The organism is Enterobacter cloacae complex sp. IR53030 (genome assembly GCF_049238365.1).
In the GTDB taxonomy this organism is placed as follows: Bacteria; Pseudomonadota; Gammaproteobacteria; order Enterobacterales; family Enterobacteriaceae; genus Enterobacter; species Enterobacter kobei.
The window spans coordinates 1-18,778 of record NZ_JBMKHA010000022.1; the positions used below are offsets into that span (position 1 = coordinate 1).

Here is an 18,778-nt window from a genome sequence, read left to right on the forward strand (position 1 = left end):
CGGGGTGTGCATATTACGCTTTCCCGCTTCAGAGTCAAGCGTTTATTTTGCTTTTCTCTGCTGACCCGGCGGCGTGTGTGCCGTTGTTCCGTGTCAGTGGAGGCGCATTATAGGGAGTTATTTCACAGTGACAAGCACAAAATACAAAAAACTTTTCGTTCGCTCACTTTTCAAACTTAACGCTTATTTAAGGCGCGAATCGTCCGTTAAATGTGCGATTTCCCGCGCAAAACTGGCCACCTGCGACCAGTCGGTATAAACCACTTCTTTGCGGGTATCGGTTTCACCACCGGTCATTTTCATAATCAGGCGGATCATGAAACGGTCATACCAACGGTATCGAGGGTAACGCAGCGCACCAGCAAAAACCGCGCACAGGGCTGGCTGCCACGGTGAGCTGAGTAAAAACTTGCGCGTATAGCTGTTGGTCTGCGGCGTACGCTTCTCGGCTTTACGCGCAACCAGATTGACCGAGTAAAACGCGCCGGGCAATTTGTTGAGCACCGCCGTGTGCTTTTTCACAAAGCGATCCAGCGCTGGATGGAAATGCCCGTAACGAATAGAGGCGCCAATCACCACGCGATCGTACTCCTGCCAGGTGATCTGCTCCGCGCGATTCAGGTTCACCACATCCGAGTAAATACCCAGTTCTTTTAATTCCGACGCCAGATACGCGGCAATCTCACGAGTTTGTCCGTCTCGCGTAGAGAAAAGAATCAGTGTTTTCATCAACGGCTCCTTATTCGCGCCAGAATGTTGGGGTGAAGAGCACCAGCAGCGTAAAGACCTCAAGACGACCAAACAGCATATTGGCAATGAGGATCCATTTCGCGACCGGGTTCATACTGGCAAAGTTATCCGCCACGACCCCCAGGCCTGGCCCGAGGTTATTCAATGTTGCGACGACGGACGCAAAGGCGGAGAAATCATCCACCCCCGTCGCGATGATCGCCAGCATACTGACGATAAAGACCAGCGCATACGCCGAGAAAAAGCCCCATACGGCTTCGAGAATACGTTCCGGCAGCGCGCGGTTCCCCAGTTTAATGCTGTAGACCGCGTTCGGGTGGACCAGTCGTTTCAGCTCACGGTTGCCCTGCTTGAACAGCAGCAGAATACGAATCACCTTCAGGCCACCGCCCGTCGACCCGGCGCAGCCACCAATAAACGCAGAGCACAGCAGGAGTACCGGCAGGAACAGCGGCCAGCGCGCAATACTGTCCGTGGTAAATCCGGCCGTCGTCGCCATTGATACCACCTGGAAGAACGCCTGGTTTAGGGTCGTCAGCGCGGAGTTGTAAACATCATGGAACCACAGCACCAGGGTACAGATGACGACCAGCGTAAGCTGGACACCAATAAACATGCGGAACTCAGGGTCGCGCCAGTACACCTTCAGGCTTCGCCCGCTCAGTAAAGAGAAGTGCAGGCCATAGTTACAGCCAGAAATCAGCAGGAAAATCGCAATGATGGTGTTGATCGTTGGGCTATCGAAGTAGCCTACGCTGGCATCGTGGGTGGAGAACCCGCCGATAGCGATTGTCGCAAAGCTGTGTCCGATGGCATCAAAAGCAGGCATCCCGGCAAACCAGAGCGCCAGCGCACAGGCCACCGTCAGCAGGACATAAATCAGCCACAGGGTTTTCGCCGTCTCGGCAATACGCGGGCGCATCTTGTTATCTTTCAGCGGCCCGGGCATTTCAGCCCTGTACAACTGCATCCCACCGACGCCCAGAATGGGCAGAATAGCTACCGCCAGGACGATGATCCCCATACCGCCGAACCACTGCAGCATCTGGCGATAAAAGAGGATGGCGTGGGGTAATGAATCCAGACCCACCAGCGTCGTCGCCCCGGTGGTCGTTAACCCCGAGAACGATTCAAAAAAGGCATCCGTGATGCTCAGGTTAGGTTGCTCGGAGAAGATAAAGGGCAGCGAACCCACGCTCCCCAGCACCGTCCAGAACAGCACCACGATCAGAAAGCCTTCGCGGGATTTCAGCTCACCTTTCTGACGACGATTCGGCCACCACAGCAGCGAGCCAATTGCCAGTGCGACAAAAAAGGTCTGGGTAAATGCCCGCCCCGCGCCGTCCCGGTAGATAAGCGCCACCAGTCCTGGGAGAATCATCGTCCCGGAAAAAAGTATGACCAGCAGTCCAACGATTCGGGTTATGGCACGAAAATGCATCTCTGCCGCTTCCTTTGGTATTCAAAAAAGTGAGGTGGGGATTATTCTTCAATCGGCAGTAATTGCAACGAACCGCGACTAAAATCTGCCAGTTTTGCTGAAAAAGCAGCCAGCTCCGCCTGAGGAAGCGCCACGCGTAATTGCACCATCGCCTGAAAGTCACTGTGCGCGATAACGCCATTAAACTGTTTCAGCAACGCTTCGATGCCGGATAATTGGGCGTAATCGCACAATAGAGTATATTCGGTGAGCGGCGTTTTGCGGGTGGTCGTCAATATATTCAGTGCCTGCTGAACGCCACCGCCATAGGCTTTCACCAGCCCGCCCGTGCCTAACAAGATGCCGCCGTAGTAACGCACCACCACGGCGGTAATTTCACCCACGCCGCTGCCCATCAGCTGCGAGAGCATGGGTTTACCGGCGGTTCCCGCGGGTTCACCGTCATCGGAAAAGCCAAGCTGTTGCGAATCGTCCGGGGGCCCTGCCACCCACGCCACACAGTGGTGACGTGCGTCAGGATGCTCAGCCCGGACAGACTCAACAAATGCCTTTGCCGCTTCAACGCCGTCGGTGTGTGCCAGCAGCGTAATAAAGCGGCTTTTCTTGATTTCCTCAACAAAGGTGACCGGTTCAGCCGGTATCAGCCAGCTTTCCATCAGGCCAGCTTCAGGTCTCGCGTCATATTCTCGATACCGTTCTCGTGAATCACCACGTTATCTTCGATACGAATACCGCCAAACGGTTTCAGTGCGTCAATTTTTTCCCAGTTGAAGTGTTTGCTGAACTGACCTTCACGCCATGGCGCCAGCAGGGATTCAATAAAGTAGATCCCCGGTTCAATCGTCAACACCATACGAGGCTCAAGAATACGGGTGCAGCGCAGGTAAGGATATTTAGACGGTGCCGCAAGATGCGTACCGGTATCATCCTGCATAAAGCCAGCGACGTCGTGAACCTGCAGGCCCAGCGGGTGACCAATACCGTGCGGCATGAATGGCCCGGTGAGATCGTTCTCGACCATTGCCTCTTCGCTCATGTCTTTCACAATCTGATGCTTACGCAGCAGCTTCGCGATGCGCTGATGGAACTGAACGTGATAATCCACGTAGCTGGTACCGGCTTTCATGGTACCAATAAGCGCCAGTTGCTCATCGTTCACGTCTTTAATCAGCTGCGCGAAATCGGTGTCAGCATTAGCCGCCCAGGTACGGGTCAGGTCAGCCGCATAACCGTTGTACTCAGCGCCGGCATCAAGCAGGAAGCTGCGCATTTCCGACGGAACCTGATGGTCCAGTTTGGTGTAGTGAAGAACAGAAGCATGCTCATTCAGCGCGACAATATTGCTGTATGGCACGTCGGTATCACGGTGGCCGGTCGCGGTCAGGTACGCCTGGTTGATATCGAATTCGCTCATGCCGGACTGGAACGCCTCGTGTGCGGCACGATGGCCATTCACCGCCGTTTTTTGCGCTTCACGCATGCAGTAAAGTTCGTAATCGGTTTTGTACGCGCGGTAGTAATGCAGGAAGTCCAGCACCCCTTTCGGGTTGAGTTTGTCCGCGGGAATATCCAGACCCAATGCACGCTCCGGAACCGGGCCAATATAGGCGATATTGCCGCGTGCAGCAGGCTGCTGGCTGCCAATGCCGTCCGCTTTTGGCAGCGCAATCACGTCAATTTCTTCCGTCCAGAAAGAGGTCGGCAGCGGTTCCACGTTGTGCCAGTAATCGACCGGCAGGTAGAACCACAGTTTCGGCTTGTTCACGCCATCCACCAGCAACCAGCAGTTAGGAACCTGAGTAACAGGCACCCAGGCTTTAAACTGCGGGTTAACCTTGAACGGATAGGCATGGTCATCAAGAAATGTGTTTATCAGCTCGCCGGAATGGATAAGCAGGGCATCCAGTTTGAAGCGGGCCAGTACATCGCGGGTACGTTCCTGTAGAGTAACGATATGATTTTTATAAAGCGAAGCCAGTGAGTCCATCATTCTTCCTTTCGTTTTTTTGACCTCAAGTCATCGCATCTTAGCACACCTCACTCCGGCTGCGTGATTTCCACCGACCGTGATCAATGCAGCAATTTCTTAATGAGCAATTTGCATTTTATTAACATAAATCCCACACTCCGTTTCATCTGGTATGACCAGATCCAATTGCTGGATTCAGGAGACTGACATGCTCTACAAAGGCGACACCCTGTACCTCAACTGGCTGGAAGATGGCATTGCCGAACTGGTGTTCGATGCCCCCGGCTCAGTGAACAAGCTTGATACCGCGACCGTGGCCAGTCTTGGCCAGGCGTTGGAAGTACTTGAAAAGCAAACTGAATTAAAAGGGCTGCTGCTGCGCTCAAACAAAGCAGCCTTTATTGTCGGTGCCGATATCACCGAATTCCTTTCCCTGTTCCAGGTGCCTGAAGAACAGTTGAGCCAGTGGCTGCACTTTGCAAACAGCGTCTTTAACCGTCTGGAAGACCTGCCTGTTCCGACTATTTCCGCCGTTAATGGTTACGCATTAGGCGGTGGCTGCGAGTGCGTGCTGGCGACCGACTACCGTCTGGCCACGCCGGATCTGCGTATCGGCCTGCCGGAAACCAAACTGGGGATCATGCCTGGCTTTGGCGGATCCGTCCGTATGCCGCGCATGCTGGGTGCTGACAGCGCGCTGGAGATCATCGCCGCCGGTAAAGATGTCGGCGCGGAACAGGCGCAGAAAATCGGCCTGGTGGACGGCGTGGTTAAGCCAGAAAAGCTGGTTGAAGGCGCTCTGGCTATTCTGCGTCAGGCCATTAATGGCGATCTCGACTGGAAAGCCAAACGCCAGCCGAAGCTTGAGCCGTTAAAACTCAGCAAGATAGAAGCCACCATGAGCTTCACCATCGCCAAAGGCATGGTGATGCAGACGGCGGGTAAACACTACCCGGCGCCGATTACGGCAGTGAAAACCATTGAAGCGGCCGCCCGTCTGGGCCGTGACGAAGCCCTGAAACTGGAAAATCAGAGCTTCGTCCCGCTGGCGCACACCAACGAAGCCCGCGCGCTGGTTGGCATCTTCCTGAACGATCAGTTCGTGAAAGGCAAAGCTAAACAGCTGACCAAAAACGTTGAGACCCCAAAACACGCGGCGGTACTCGGGGCGGGCATTATGGGTGGCGGCATCGCCTACCAGTCAGCCTGGAAAGGCGTGCCGGTAGTGATGAAAGACATTAACGAGAAATCCCTGACGCTGGGCATGACCGAAGCGGCCAAGTTACTGAATAAACAGCTGGAGCGCGGCAAAATTGACGGGCTGAAGCTCGCGGGCGTGATCTCTACCATTCAGCCTGTGCTGGAATACAGCGGTTTTGATCGTGTGGACGTGGTCGTTGAGGCGGTCGTAGAGAACCCGAAAGTCAAAAAAGCGGTGCTGGCGGAAACGGAAGACAAAGTTCGTCCGGATACCGTACTGGCCTCTAATACCTCGACTATTCCGATTAGCGAACTGGCGAGCGTACTGAAGCGTCCGGAAAACTTCTGCGGAATGCACTTCTTCAACCCGGTACACCGTATGCCACTGGTCGAAGTGATCCGAGGGGAAAAAACCTCTGACGAAACCATCGCCAAAGTGGTGGCGTGGGCAAGCAAGATGGGCAAAACGCCGATCGTTGTTAACGACTGCCCGGGCTTCTTCGTCAACCGCGTACTGTTCCCTTACTTCGCCGGTTTCAGCCAGCTGCTGCGCGATGGGGCAGACTTCCGCAAAATCGACAAAGTGATGGAAAAACAGTTCGGCTGGCCGATGGGCCCGGCGTATCTGCTGGACGTGGTCGGTATTGATACCGCCCATCACGCCCAGGCGGTGATGGCGGCAGGCTTCCCGCAGCGCATGCAGAAAGATTATCGCGACGCGATTGACGCCCTGTTCGACGCTAACCGCTTCGGTCAGAAAAACGGCCTGGGCTTCTGGCGCTATAAAGAAGACAGCAAAGGCAAACCGAAGAAAGAAGAGGATGCGGCGGTGGATGGCCTGCTGGCCGACGTATGCCAGTCAAAACGTGACTTCACCGACGATGAGATCATCGCCCGCATGATGATCCCGATGATCAACGAAGTGGTGCGTTGTCTGGAAGAAGGCATTATCGCCAGCCCGGCCGAAGCGGATATGGCGCTGGTATACGGCCTGGGCTTCCCTCCGTTCCACGGCGGCGCGTTCCGCTGGCTGGACACCATCGGCAGCGCCCGCTATCTCGATATGGCTCAGCAGTATCAGCACCTCGGCCCGCTCTATGAAGTGCCTGAAGGGCTGCGCAACAAAGCGCGCCATAACGAACCCTATTACCCAGCAGTTGAGCCAGCCCGTCCGGTTGGCGAGCTGAAAACGGCTTAAGGAGTCACAATGGAAAAGGTTGTCATTGTTGATGCGATTCGCACCCCGATGGGCCGTTCAAAAGGCGGCGCATTCCGTAACGTGCGCGCGGAAGACCTCTCCGCACACCTGATGCGTAGCCTGCTGGCGCGTAATCCGGCATTGGACCCCGCCGCGCTCGACGATATCTACTGGGGCTGCGTGCAGCAGACCCTGGAGCAGGGCTTCAATATCGCGCGTAATGCGTCACTGCTGGCGGAGATCCCGCATTCGGTTCCGGCCGTCACCGTTAACCGTCTGTGCGGTTCGTCCATGCAGGCGCTGCACGATGCGGCACGTATGATCATGACCGGCGATGCTCAGGCCTGCCTGGTGGGCGGTGTGGAGCATATGGGGCACGTCCCGATGAGCCACGGCGTCGATTTCCATCCGGGGATGAGCCGTAACGTGGCAAAAGCTGCGGGAATGATGGGTCTCACCGCGGAGATGCTCTCCCGCCTGCACGGCATCAGTCGTGAAATGCAGGATGCGTTTGCCGCACGTTCCCATGCCCGCGCCTGGGCTGCCACGCAGTCCGGCGCATTTAAAAACGAGATCATCCCTACCGGCGGTCACGATGCGGACGGCGTTCTGAAGCAGTTCAGCTACGACGAAGTGATCCGCCCGGAAACAACGGTGGAAGCACTTTCTACGTTGCGTCCGGCATTTGATCCGGTTACCGGTACGGTCACGGCAGGTACCTCGTCGGCGCTGTCCGACGGAGCAGCGGCGATGCTGGTGATGAGCGAAAGCCGCGCCCGTGAGCTGGGGTTAACCCCACGCGCTCGGGTACGTTCGATGGCTGTCGTGGGCTGCGATCCTTCAATCATGGGTTACGGCCCGGTTCCGGCCTCGAAGCTGGCGCTGAAAAAAGCGGGACTAACCGCCAGCGACATCGATCTGTTCGAGATGAACGAAGCCTTCGCCGCGCAGATCCTGCCGTGCATTAAAGATCTGGGGCTGATGGAACAGATCGACGAGAAAATTAACCTCAACGGCGGCGCGATCGCCCTCGGCCACCCACTCGGTTGCTCCGGGGCGCGTATCAGCACGACGCTGATTAATCTGATGGAGCGCAAAGATGCCCAGTTCGGACTGGCAACAATGTGCATCGGGTTGGGTCAGGGTATCGCGACGGTGTTTGAGAGAGTGTAAATCAGGGAAAGTATCTCAAAGCCAATGACGTCAGAACAAGGCGGCAAGCGAGCGAATCCCGATGAGCTTACTCAAGTAAGTGATTCGGGTGAACGAGCGCAGCCAACGCAGTTATGGCGTCATTGGCGAAGAGAGAGAGTTTAGTTGCCGTTCTTCCCGCCTGTCAGGGGCGGGTTTTTTATTTAAATGAAGGCAAACGCATCGCCAAACAGGCGATCTTCACGCGCGTCACGTTCGTTACAGAACAGGTCCCGGGCGATTTTCGCCATCTCGAAACGACCTGCGATATAGATATCGTGTCCTGCCAGCGTGCCGTGATCCTGCAATACCGCCGTCAGCACGGTACCGCTACGCCCACGCCAGCCCTCTTCCGGCTGCTCAACCACCGGCTCAATGCGCAGGTTAGGATGGGTTACGCTCAGCGCTTCCAGCTCAGACAGGTCATACAGATGTTTCTCTTCGCGGCCACCCCAGTAAATGGTGATGTCACGGTCCGGGTTACGTGCCAGAGCGGTCAACAGAATAGAGCGCACATAAGAGAATCCCGTACCGCCAGCGATCAGGATCAGCGGACGATCTTCGTCATCGCGCAGCCACGCTTCGCCGTGAGGGATGTCGACCACAATCTCACGTTCTTTCAGGATGCGGTCCATAACGGCCATCGCGTACAGGTTAAGCTCAGACGCACCAATATGCAGCTCAATAAATTCTTTCTCTGCTGGCGTAGAGGCCATAGAGAAAGGACGCTTATCACGCTCATCCATCACTACCATTAAGTACTGACCAGCGCGGAAAGAGAATGCCGCTTCTGGCACTAAACGGACGCGATATACGGTGTCGGTGATGGCATCTACCGAGGTCACTTTACAGCTTAAGGTTGTCATTCGCTCTCTCTGTCGTGAAGTCTATAGGGCTTAACGGCCTGTTTCAGGTTTACCGTTATTCATTATGGCCAGTTCATCCCAGATCGCGTCAATACGCGCGGTCACGGCAGGATCTTTTTTGATCGGGCGACCCCATTCACGGTCGGTTTCGCCAGGCCATTTATTTGTGGCATCCAGTCCCATTTTTGAGCCAAGACCGGAAACCGGCGAGGCAAAGTCCAGGTAATCTATCGGCGTGTTCTCGACTAACACCGTATCGCGCGCCGGGTCCATTCGCGTGGTAATCGCCCAAATGACGTCATTCCAGTCGCGAGCGTTAACGTCATCATCGCAGACAATAACAAATTTGGTATACATAAACTGGCGCAGGAAAGACCAGACGCCCATCATCACGCGTTTCGCATGACCGGGATACTGCTTCTTCATCGTCACTACCGCCAGGCGATACGAGCACCCTTCAGGGGGCAGGTAAAAATCAACGATTTCCGGGAACTGCTTTTGCAGGATCGGCACAAACACTTCATTCAGCGCCACCCCCAGTACTGCGGGTTCATCCGGTGGACGACCGGTGTAGGTAGAGTGATAAATCGCATCTTCACGCTGCGTAATGTGCGTAACGGTAAACACCGGGAAGTTATCCACTTCGTTGTAATAACCGGTGTGGTCGCCGTAAGGGCCTTCCGGTGCCAGTTCGCCCTGCTCAAGGTAACCTTCCAGCACAATTTCCGCACTGGCCGGAACTTCGAGATCGTTCGAAATACACTTCACGACTTCGGTTTTTGTCCCGCGCAGCAGGCCGGCAAACGCATATTCAGAGAGCGTATCCGGCACGGGTGTGACGGCTCCCAGAATAGTGGCCGGGTCAGCGCCTAAGGCGACAGAGACCGGGAAACGTTCACCCGGATGCGCAGCGCACCACTCCTGGAAATCCAGCGCGCCGCCGCGATGCGACAGCCAGCGCATGATGAGCTTATTCTTACCAATCAACTGCTGGCGGTAAATACCCAGATTTTGCCGTTCTTTATGCGGACCGCGCGTGACGGTCAAACCCCAGGTGATCAGCGGCGCAGCATCTTCAGGCCAGCACTGCATAATGGGAATTTTGGTCAAATCAACCGCATCGCCTTCCAGCACTTTTTGCTGGCACGGCGCACCGCGCAGGCGTTTGGTTGGCATGTTCAGCACCTGCTTAAACTGCGGCAGCTTGTCGAACAGATCGCGGAAGCCTTTCGGTGGCTCTGGCTCTTTCAGAAATGCCAGCAGCTTACCCACTTCACGCAACGCGGTAACGTCTTCCTGCCCCATCCCCAATGCGACACGACGCGGTGTACCAAACAGGTTGCACAGCACCGGCATGGAGTAACCTTTCGGATTTTCAAAGAGTAACGCGGGGCCACCGGCACGCAGGGTGCGGTCAGCAATTTCTGTCATTTCCAGATAAGGATCAACAGGAAGTGTAATGCGTTTGAGTTCGCCCTGCTTTTCGAGCAGCGTCAGGAAGTCGCGGAGATCGTGGTATTTCATGCAGTTAGTCATGGCCTCTCTGTAAGCGCTTCATTATACGGCGTAAGCCTGCTTGATGCTGTAATTTTGTTAAATTAGCGTGAACTTATGCGTTCTGTTCCAGGTTCACCCATTATAATCAACTTAGCGATCCCTCCAGGGTTTTGATATGCTTGCGCCCCGAACTAAGGGAAAGAGTGATTATGCAGGCCTGGTATTTACTGTATTGCAAACGCGGGCAACTTCAGCGCGCGCAGGAACATCTTGAACGTCAGTCTGTAAATTGTCTGACACCCGTGATCACGCTTGAAAAAATGCAGCGCGGGAAGCGCACAACCGTCAGTGAGCCGTTATTCCCGAACTACCTGTTCGTGGAGTTCGACCCTGAGGTGATCCACACCACCACCATCAGCGCAACGCGCGGCGTCAGCCACTTCGTTCGTTTTGGCGCCCACCCGGCCACCGTTCCGTCGACGGTCATTCATCAGCTTTCGGTGTATCAACAGCCCGAAGGGATCACCGACCCGGAAACCCCTTACGCGGGTGATAACGTCGTCATTACGGAAGGTGCATTCGAAGGCCTGCAGGCGATTTTCGCCGAGCCGGACGGTGAAGCACGCTCCATGTTGTTGCTCAACCTGCTGAACAAGCAGGTGTTGCAGAGCGTCAAAAATACCGACTTCCGTAAAGTTTAAAAACTGATCCTGAAGAGATGGCGCACGTTGTCATCCGTCTGCGCAGAAAGCCAGTGCGGATCGTCCCCACGCCATCGCGCCACGCGCTCAACAATGTGCCCCAGGTATGCAGGCTCATTTCGCCGCGATGACGGTTTGGGCGTCATATCTCTCGGCAGCAGATAAGGCGCATCAGTCTCAATAAGCAAACGGTCGGCCGGAATCAACGGTAACAGCTCGCGTAGCTCAAGCCCGCGGCGCTCATCACAAACCCAGCCGGTAATGCCGAGAAACAGCCCGCGCGCCAGGCACTCCTGCGCCTCCTGCCTTGAACCGGTGAAGCAGTGCAGCACCGCGCCGGGGAGTTTATCCAACCAGGGATCCAGAAGCGCGAGAAAACGTTCGTGCGCGTCGCGGCAATGCATAAAGACGGGCATTTCAAGCTCTGCCGCCAGAGCAAGCTGGGCAGTGAATGCCTTTTCCTGTTCGTCAGGCGTGGAGAAGTTGCGGTTAAAATCGAGCCCACACTCGCCAATGGCCACCACCTCAGCGGTTTTCGCCAGCCTGTAAAGGATTTGTGCGCTCTCCTCGGTCCACTGGCTACTGTCATGAGGGTGGATGCCTGCGGTTGACCAGCAGTGTTCATAACGTTGCGCCAGAAGCTGCGCCTGCTCGCTCTCATGAAGGTTAGTTCCGGTCAGCAGGAGTCCTTTAACGCCGGCGTCAAAAGCACGCGCAACAACGTCATCGCGATCTTTTGCAAACTGCGAGCTGGTCAGGTTGAGTCCGATATCAAACATGCGAATCCCCATATAACAACCGCCCTGACGGGCGGCTGGTTTTACTCTTCAGTGGTCTTTTCAGACGCATCGTCTTCATCGTCCGATCGGCGTCCTTTACCCACGTAGAAACGCGAGAAGAATACGCCAACCTCAAAGAGGCAATACATCGGTATGGCCAGTAACGTCTGCGAGAAAACATCCGGCGGCGTGAGCAGCATGCCGACCACAAATGCACCTACCAGGATATACGGACGCTTTTTACGCAGGTCTTCAGGGGTCGTTACCCCAACCCAGCAAAGCAGCACAATGGCGACCGGCACTTCAAATGCCACGCCAAACGCCATAAACAGCGCCATGACGAAGCTGAGATAGCTGGCGATATCTGTCGACACCTGCACCCCTTCCGGCGCAGTATGCGTCAGGAAGCCAAAGGCCAGCGGGAAGACAACGAAGTAGGCAAACGCCATACCGATATAGAACAGCAACGAGCTGGAGACCAGCAGCGGGATCACCAGTTTACGTTCATGTTTATACAGCGCTGGTGCCACAAACGCCCATACCTGATAAAGGATGACGGGTGCAGACGCAATCAACGACACCCAAAAGGTGAGCTTAATAGGGGTAAAGAACGGTGAGGCAACATCTGTTGCAATCATCGTTGCCCCCAGCGGCATCTGCTTAATCAGCGGTGCAGAGACCACCTGATAGATATCGTTGGCGAAATAGACCAGGCACAGGAATATCACCAGAACCGCAATAATGCAGTTTAACAGGCGCTTACGCAGCTCAATAAGGTGCGTAATAAGCGGTTGAGTATCATCTACTGCCATGGTTACGCTTTATCACTCGACGAGGGGGATGATTCGGAAACAGGCGCGACGGGTTTCGCTTCCGCCACTTTTATCGTGGGGTCTTCCGGCTGCGCCTGTTTTTTCACTTCGGTTTCCTGCGGCGTCTGTTCTGGCGCGGCGGCCTGGTGCTCAGCACTCGCTGGCGTCACGCCCTCACGTTGCGCTTCGCTGTCCTTCACCACCGGGTTATGAATGGTGTTCGCTTCATCGCTCGCTTTTTCAGGATCGTTAACGCTGTAAGAGCGCTTCATGGATTCCGCCGCTTCGCGCAGTTCATCCATTGAGGCTTTCAGTTCCGGCGTCAGGTTATCCATGCTCGCCTTCTCGACCTTTTTCAGGCTTTCCTGAAACTCCTGGAGCTTAAGTTCCTGTGCCAGCTCATTCTGAACGGTCGATGCCAGCGATCTCAGCGCACGCACCCAGCCCACAACGGTTTTCACCGCCACGGGCAGACGCTGCGGACCCAGCACGATCAGGCCAATCACAAAGACTAGCAGCAGCTCACTAAAACCAATGTCGAACACGACTTACACCTGCTCTTTATCGTGGCTTTTGGCGTCTTCTTTTTTGGCTTCTTCTTGCTTATCGGAGATGGATTTTGCAGTAAAATCAGCATCCTGGCTGGCTTTATCCTGCTTGTTCTCATCATCGCTCATTGCTTTCTTGAAGCCTTTGATAGACGCGCCCAGATCGGAACCGATAGAACCGAGCTTTTTAGTGCCAAACAGCAGCACGACGATGACGGCAATAATGACTAATTGCCAGATACTGATACCACCCATACAAATTCCTCAGGAATAGATGATTAATTGGTCAAGTCGCATTATACGTATGCGACCCGTCGATGGCGACGCAAACTCAGCGCGTTTTTCTCCATCCGGCTAGCCAGACAACAACCCCGCCAGCCATCAGCCAGGCGGGCATCATCTGCCAGTCCGGACGATTGATTAGCAGCAACGTACCGCTCAACAGCAGCGTTGCGCCAATCCCAAAGAGATAGCGTGATTGTCCCTGGCGCACGCGACTGGACTGAAGCTCGCGGGCGATTTTATCCATGCTGTGCTGAAGGTTCTTGCTCTGACGCAAACTGTCGTAAACCAGTTCAGGAATTTCGGGCATTTTTTCAATCCAGAACGGGCCTTTCTCTTTCAATGAGCGCACCAGCGCTGGAAAACCTACCTGATCCTTAATCCAGGATTCCAGGAACGGTTTAGCCGTCTTCCACAAGTCTAACTGAGGATAGAGTTGGCGACCTACACCCTCAACGTAAAGTAATGTTTTCTGAAGTAAAACTAATTGCGGCTGAACTTCCATATTAAAGCGGCGAGCCGTATTAAACAGGTTTAACAGCACGTGCCCGAAGGAGATTTCTGCCAGCGGCTTTTCAAAAATCGGCTCGCAGACGGTGCGAATAGCAAACTCAAACTCTTCGACGTTGGTGTCCGGCGGAACCCAGCCGGAGTCAACGTGCAGCTCGGCCACCTTACGATAGTCACGGTTGAAGAACGCGATAAAGTTCTCGGCCAGATAACGCTTATCTTCTTTATTCAGCGACCCCACAATCCCGCAGTCGATACCGATATACTTCGGATCCTCAGGATGCTCATAGCTCACAAAAATATTGCCCGGATGCATATCCGCATGGAAAAAGCTGTCGCGGAACACCTGAGTAAAGAAGACCTGAACGCCACGTTCGGCCAGCAGCTTCATGTTCGTTCCCTGCTTCTCCAGCGCCGCCACATCCGAAACCGGAATACCGTAGATGCGCTCCATGACCATCATGTTCTGACTGCAGTAGTCTGAATAGACCTCAGGCACATAAAGCATCGGGCTGTTTTCAAAGTTACGACGCAGCTGAATGGCGTTTGCCGACTCGCGAAGCAGGTTAAGCTCATCAATCAGCGTTTTTTCGTATTCCCGCACCACTTCCATCGGGCGCAGACGACGGCCATCAGGTAACAAACGTGGTACCCAGCGCGCCAGACGATAAATCAGCTTCATGTCAGCTTTGATGACCGGCAGGATATCCGGGCGGATCACCTTGATCACCACCTCTTTGCCGTTCTCTTTCAGACGCGCGGTATGCACCTGAGCAATAGACGCCGACGCCAGCGGGGCTATTTCGAAATCGTCAAACCAGGTTTCAACGGGAAGATTACCCATTGCCTCTTCGATCTGTTTCTTCGCCCTCACCCCGTCAAACGGAGCGACACGGTCCTGCAGCATTGCCAGTTCATCGGCAATATGAGGCGGGAAGAGATCGCGGCGGGTTGAGAGCATCTGTCCGAACTTAATCCATACCGGGCCAAGCTCCTGCAGCGCCAGACGCAGACGTTCACCCAGCGGCTGACCTTTATGACGATTAGGCATCCAGAACAACATCCGCCGCCAGATTCTAAGCGGCAGCGTGATACGCATTTTGGGGATAAGCTCATCGAGCCCGTAACTCAAAAAGGTGTGGACGATAAAATAGAGGCGCCGAATTTCACCAGGCGTCATTTGCCCTCCAGTTTTTCCAGCCGTTTGGTTAATGCATCAACCGCACGTTCAACAGCAGCGGTTTCTTCCGCAAACCATGCCACTTCCAGCGGACCGGGGGCCATGCGCCACTCTTCAGTCAGGACTTCTGCGGCATAGCGCTGCTGCCGTTGCAGATTTTTGCGCAAGAACGCCGTGCCGCCATGAATAGCTTTCCCGATCCCTTCAGCGGCGATGTCACCAATAAAAGGCGCGAGCAGTTCTGCCGGGTCAAACTCCGCCAGATCGCTGAGCGCAACGAAGTTTTGTACGACCTGGATGTCGCCCTCCACTTCCAGCTCACCGCTGCGGATAAGCGCCGTCAATTGCTGGCGATCGCGCAGTTTTGGCAGCACGCTCATATGGGTAATGACCGAGCAATCCGCCTCGCCTTCCCACTCACCCAGAACATCGAGCTGGTGTTCGCTGAAGACCAGCACGAGCGGCGTTGAGAACTCTTTTAATACAATGCGCAGGACCTTCCCGTTAAGTCGCTGACGTGCAGATTTTAGCGCCGGCGCGCGATACAGGAAGGCATTGAGCACATTCTCGATGCCTGCGGTGACTAAGGGTTTAAAGGGCACGGGACACCTCCACTCAGAATTTGTAACCGCGATGCAGCGCAACGACACCCGCCGTCATGTTGAAGTATTCAACGTTCTCAAATTCCGCATCCTGCATCATGGCTTTTAGGGTGTCCTGATCCGGGTGCATGCGAATGGACTCCGCCAGATAGCGGTAGCTCTCCGCGTCGTTTGCCACCAGTTCACCGATACGCGGCAGCACGTGGAAGGAATAGGCGTCGTAGGCTTTGCTCAGCGGCTCAATGATCGGTTTAGAGAACTCGAGCACCAGCAGACGTCCACCCGGCTTCAGTACACGGTACATGGAGCGCAGCGCTTTTTCTTTGTCGGTGACGTTACGCAGGCCGAAGGAGATCGTGATGCAGTCAAAGGTATTGTCCGGGAATGGCAGCGCTTCGGCGTTCGCCTGCACGTATTCCACATTGCCCACCACGCCGATGTTACGCAACTTTTCGCGTCCCATTTTCAGCATGGAGTCATTAATATCGGCCAGAACAACGCGGCCAGTTTCACCCACCAGACGGGAAAACTTCGCCGTCAGATCGCCTGTTCCACCGGCTAAATCCAGCACGGTTTGTCCACGGCGCACACCGCTGCAGTCAATGGTGAAGCGTTTCCACAAGCGATGAATGCCGAACGACATCAAGTCATTCATCACATCGTACTTCGCCGCCACGGAATGAAATACGTGGGCCACCATGTCAGCTTTCTGCGCTTTGGCGACAGTCTGAAAGCCAAAGTGCGTCGTGTCTTGTGAATCGTCAACCATCTCAGAGCCTGCTAATCAGTCAAATGTTCGTGAAGTGTAACAGATTGGGCGCGTTTGCCCTACGATTCAACCGCCGTGATAGAAACGTGTCGGCGGCTCGTCAGACGATAAATTCGTCGTTAACTCGTTGTCTTCACTGGGGGGTCTTTTGCTCATCTGCGCCTTCACGCAGACGGAACTCTTCGTCTTGCGCCGTGGCCTGCTCCACCAGTTCCGGATTAATCTCGCGTTTGACCTCTACCCCCAGGCCGCGGAATGCTTCAGCCTGAGCAAGCAGGTTGCCCCGCCCGGAGGCGAGTTTTTTCATCGCCTGACGGTAGTTATCCTGCGCACGGTCCAGGCTTTGCCCGACCGAGGACATATCGTCCACGAAGAGGCGCATTTTGTCGTACAGCTTGCTGGCACGCTCGGCAATCTTCTGTGCATTGCGGCTCTGGTGCTCATAGCGCCACAGGTTAGCAATGGTACGTAATGCCACCAGCAGGGTGGTGGGGCTCACCAGCATAATATTATTTTTGAGCGCTTCGGTGATCAGTTCGGGCTGTCTGTCGAGGGCCAGCAGGAACGCCGGTTCGACCGGAATAAACATCAGCACATAGTCCAGCGAGCGCAGCCCCGGAAGCTGCTGATAATCTTTTCTGCCCAGCAGTCGGATATGGTTACGCACGGAGGCAATATGCTCCTGCAGCGCCGACTCGCGCGTGTAGTCGTCTTCCGCATTGAAGTAACGCTCATACGCCACCAGCGTCATTTTGGCGTCGATCACCACATCTTTCCCCTGCGGCAGACGCACAATGACGTCTGGCTGCATCCGCGAGCGGGCATCGTTTTCGATACTCACCTGCGTTTCGTATTCATACCCCTCGCGCAGGCCAGAGGCCTCCAGCACGCGGGTGAGCACTACTTCTCCCCAGTTACCCTGGGTTTTGTTATCCCCTTTCAGCGCCCGAGTGAGGTTGACCGCCTCCTGCGCCATTTGCGCATTCAACTGCTGAAGATTACGAATCTCGTGCGCCAGCGTGTGCCGCTCGCGGGCTTCCTGTCCAAAGCTGTCCTGCACCTGACGGCGAAAACCGTCCAGCTGTTCACGCAGCGGCGTCAGCAGGCTGTTCAGACTCTGGCGATTCTGTTCGTCAACGCGGCGGTTGCTGTGTTCGAAAATGCGGTTGGCGAGATTCTCAAACTGCTCGCTGAGGCGCTGCTCGCTGTTAATCATCTGACGGATTTTGTCTTCCGCATGCAGCTGCGTGGATTCGAGGCGGGTAGTCACTTCGCGGAGATCGGCCTCCAGCGACGTGTTGATATCACGCAGGTTGCGCAGTTCGTTATTGAGCAGCTCGCACTCGTCGCGCCAGTGGTCACTTAGCGCAAGCTGTTGCTTTACCGCGCTGAGCTCGGCGACGATCTCTTCGCGCTCCGCCAGCTGATCGGCCTTCTGCTGCGCATGCTGGTAGCTGGAAATCAGCCAGCCTATCGCAACGCCCGCCAGCGCAATCACCGCATAAATCAGGATTGAGATATCCACAATGCCCCCTGCATCAACGTATTACCCGCACAAAATAGAATTGTGCTGTATAAACGTCCAGTTTGAAAGGGTTTTCCTGCGAGGCGCTACGCAAAAAATAAAGGCCGAACGCGTCGGCCTTTGATTTGAGAAGAGAGGGCTAGATCAGACGACGAGCCGCTTCCACCACAATTTTCACCGCATGACTTTCGGTCTGCTTCATGGTTTCGGCGTTCGGGATCTCCTGCTGAGTACGGTTGACGATAACGCCCGCCACCATACCGGCACGCAGACCCTGGCTTGCACACATGGTCAGCAGCGTCGCGGATTCCATTTCGTAGTTCATTACGCCCATGGACTGCCACTCTTCCATTGAGCCTTTGAAACGGCTCACAACGCGGCCAGAGAAGGTGTCGTAGCGCTCCTGGCCCGGGTAGAAGGTGTCGGAAGAAGCGGTTACGCCAACGTGGGTGGTCGCGCCCACGGACTTCGCGGCTTCAACCAGCGCGGTGGTGCATTCGAAGTCAGCCACTGCCGGGAATTCCATAGGCGCAAAGTGCAGGCTTGCCCCGTCCAGACGAACGGATGCCGTCGTCACCAGTACGTCGCCCACGTTGATGTGAGGCTGAATCGCGCCGGTCGTGCCGATACGCAGGAAAGTACGAATGCCCAGCTGCGCCAGCTCTTCAACTGCAATAGAGGTAGACGGACCGCCGATACCGGTGGAGCACACAATCACCGCTTTGCCATCCAGCTCTGCACGCCAAGTGGTGAATTCACGATGGGCAGCCAGTTTGACCGGCTTATCCATCAGCGCGGCGATCTTTTCCACACGCTCAGGGTCGCCAGGGACGATAGCGAGCGTAGCCCCTTGTAAATCATTTTTAGTGAGGCCGAGATGAAAAACATCAGACTTAGACATAGGTGACTCCTCTGTGGGTCGGTTAGTCAGAAGAAGTAAAACGGTACTTTACAGAAG

At 55.1% G+C, this 18,778-nt stretch carries 17 protein-coding genes and 1 pseudogene; 3 read left to right on the plus strand and 15 right to left on the minus strand.

The annotated features are described in order from the left end of the window. Nucleotides 1-183 precede the first annotated feature (183 nt). From hemG to pepQ, 4 genes are read right to left on the minus strand one after another with little or no spacing between them, the layout of a single operon-like run. Nucleotides 184-729 (minus strand): menaquinone-dependent protoporphyrinogen IX dehydrogenase, encoded by a 546-nt coding sequence (gene hemG / locus ACOTXR_RS19565; RefSeq protein ID WP_058690924.1) that lies wholly within the window; start codon nucleotides 727-729, stop codon nucleotides 184-186. Between the two features lie 10 nt (nucleotides 730-739). Then, nucleotides 740-2,191 (minus strand): Trk system potassium transporter TrkH, encoded by a 1,452-nt coding sequence (gene trkH / locus ACOTXR_RS19570; RefSeq protein WP_013099227.1) that lies wholly within the window; start codon nucleotides 2,189-2,191, stop codon nucleotides 740-742. Between the two features lie 41 nt (nucleotides 2,192-2,232). Continuing rightward, nucleotides 2,233-2,847 (minus strand): IMPACT family protein, encoded by a 615-nt coding sequence (locus tag ACOTXR_RS19575; RefSeq protein WP_014885611.1) that lies wholly within the window; start codon nucleotides 2,845-2,847, stop codon nucleotides 2,233-2,235. Then, nucleotides 2,847-4,178, minus strand: a complete 1,332-nt coding sequence (gene pepQ / locus ACOTXR_RS19580) for a Xaa-Pro dipeptidase (RefSeq protein WP_058690925.1) — start codon at nucleotides 4,176-4,178, stop codon at nucleotides 2,847-2,849. The genes ACOTXR_RS19575 and pepQ overlap by 1 nt, the downstream gene beginning before the upstream one ends. Before the next feature lie 190 nt (nucleotides 4,179-4,368). Here pepQ and fadB point away from each other — a divergent pair, with 190 nt between their 5' ends. Further along, the gene (gene fadB, locus ACOTXR_RS19585) at nucleotides 4,369-6,558 is read left to right on the plus strand and encodes a fatty acid oxidation complex subunit alpha FadB (RefSeq protein WP_045281882.1); all 2,190 of its coding nucleotides are present in this window, start codon (nucleotides 4,369-4,371) and stop codon (nucleotides 6,556-6,558) included. Nucleotides 6,559-6,567: 9 nt separating this feature from the next. Continuing rightward, nucleotides 6,568-7,731, plus strand: a complete 1,164-nt coding sequence (fadA, locus tag ACOTXR_RS19590; protein ID WP_008501515.1) for an acetyl-CoA C-acyltransferase FadA — start codon at nucleotides 6,568-6,570, stop codon at nucleotides 7,729-7,731. Between the two features lie 182 nt (nucleotides 7,732-7,913). Here fadA and fre read toward each other — a convergent pair whose 3' ends face one another. Both fre and ubiD read right to left on the minus strand, forming a co-directional pair. Then, on the minus strand, nucleotides 7,914-8,615 hold the full coding sequence (fre, locus tag ACOTXR_RS19595) for an NAD(P)H-flavin reductase (RefSeq protein ID WP_014885614.1): 702 nt from the start codon (nucleotides 8,613-8,615) through the stop codon (nucleotides 7,914-7,916). 30 nt (nucleotides 8,616-8,645) lie between these two features. Further along, entirely contained in the window at nucleotides 8,646-10,151 is a 1,506-nt protein-coding gene (ubiD, locus tag ACOTXR_RS19600) for a 4-hydroxy-3-polyprenylbenzoate decarboxylase (protein ID WP_023331547.1), read from the minus strand. A gap of 170 nt (nucleotides 10,152-10,321) precedes the next feature. Between ubiD and rfaH the strand changes: the two genes are divergently transcribed. Beyond that, the gene (rfaH, locus tag ACOTXR_RS19605; RefSeq protein WP_014885616.1) at nucleotides 10,322-10,813 is read left to right on the plus strand and encodes a transcription/translation regulatory transformer protein RfaH; all 492 of its coding nucleotides are present in this window, start codon (nucleotides 10,322-10,324) and stop codon (nucleotides 10,811-10,813) included. Here rfaH and tatD read toward each other — a convergent pair. The 9 genes and pseudogenes from tatD to udp all read right to left on the minus strand — a co-directional run bounded on the left by tatD (nucleotide 10,810) and on the right by udp (nucleotide 18,721). Further along, nucleotides 10,810-11,592: a 3'-5' ssDNA/RNA exonuclease TatD gene (gene tatD, locus ACOTXR_RS19610; protein ID WP_032635121.1), complete on the minus strand. Its 783-nt coding sequence runs from the start codon at nucleotides 11,590-11,592 to the stop codon at nucleotides 10,810-10,812. The genes rfaH and tatD overlap by 4 nt on opposite strands. A 41-nt stretch (nucleotides 11,593-11,633) precedes the next feature. Then, complete coding sequence (tatC, locus tag ACOTXR_RS19615) at nucleotides 11,634-12,404, minus strand: Sec-independent protein translocase subunit TatC (RefSeq protein ID WP_014885618.1); 771 nt, start codon at nucleotides 12,402-12,404, stop codon at nucleotides 11,634-11,636. A gap of 2 nt (nucleotides 12,405-12,406) precedes the next feature. Then, nucleotides 12,407-12,949: a Sec-independent protein translocase protein TatB gene (tatB, locus tag ACOTXR_RS19620; RefSeq protein ID WP_023331551.1), complete on the minus strand. Its 543-nt coding sequence runs from the start codon at nucleotides 12,947-12,949 to the stop codon at nucleotides 12,407-12,409. A 3-nt stretch (nucleotides 12,950-12,952) separates the two neighbouring features. Next, on the minus strand, nucleotides 12,953-13,207 hold the full coding sequence (gene tatA / locus ACOTXR_RS19625; protein WP_014885620.1) for a Sec-independent protein translocase subunit TatA: 255 nt from the start codon (nucleotides 13,205-13,207) through the stop codon (nucleotides 12,953-12,955). Nucleotides 13,208-13,283: 76 nt separating this feature from the next. After that, complete coding sequence (gene ubiB, locus ACOTXR_RS19630) at nucleotides 13,284-14,924, minus strand: ubiquinone biosynthesis regulatory protein kinase UbiB (RefSeq protein ID WP_014885621.1); 1,641 nt, start codon at nucleotides 14,922-14,924, stop codon at nucleotides 13,284-13,286. Next, nucleotides 14,921-15,526 (minus strand): ubiquinone biosynthesis protein UbiJ, encoded by a 606-nt coding sequence (gene ubiJ, locus ACOTXR_RS19635; RefSeq protein WP_058690928.1) that lies wholly within the window; start codon nucleotides 15,524-15,526, stop codon nucleotides 14,921-14,923. Before ubiJ ends, ubiB begins: the two co-directional genes overlap by 4 nt. A gap of 13 nt (nucleotides 15,527-15,539) precedes the next feature. Beyond that, nucleotides 15,540-16,295, minus strand: a complete 756-nt coding sequence (ubiE, locus tag ACOTXR_RS19640; protein ID WP_014885623.1) for a bifunctional demethylmenaquinone methyltransferase/2-methoxy-6-polyprenyl-1,4-benzoquinol methylase UbiE — start codon at nucleotides 16,293-16,295, stop codon at nucleotides 15,540-15,542. 66 nt (nucleotides 16,296-16,361) lie between these two features. Continuing rightward, nucleotides 16,362-17,820 (minus strand): annotated as a pseudogene (gene rmuC / locus ACOTXR_RS19645) (DNA recombination protein RmuC). 139 nt (nucleotides 17,821-17,959) lie between these two features. Further along, nucleotides 17,960-18,721, minus strand: coding sequence for a uridine phosphorylase (udp, locus tag ACOTXR_RS19650; RefSeq protein ID WP_003860792.1), 762 nt, complete (start codon nucleotides 18,719-18,721; stop codon nucleotides 17,960-17,962). Between the last annotated feature and the right edge of the window lie 57 nt (nucleotides 18,722-18,778).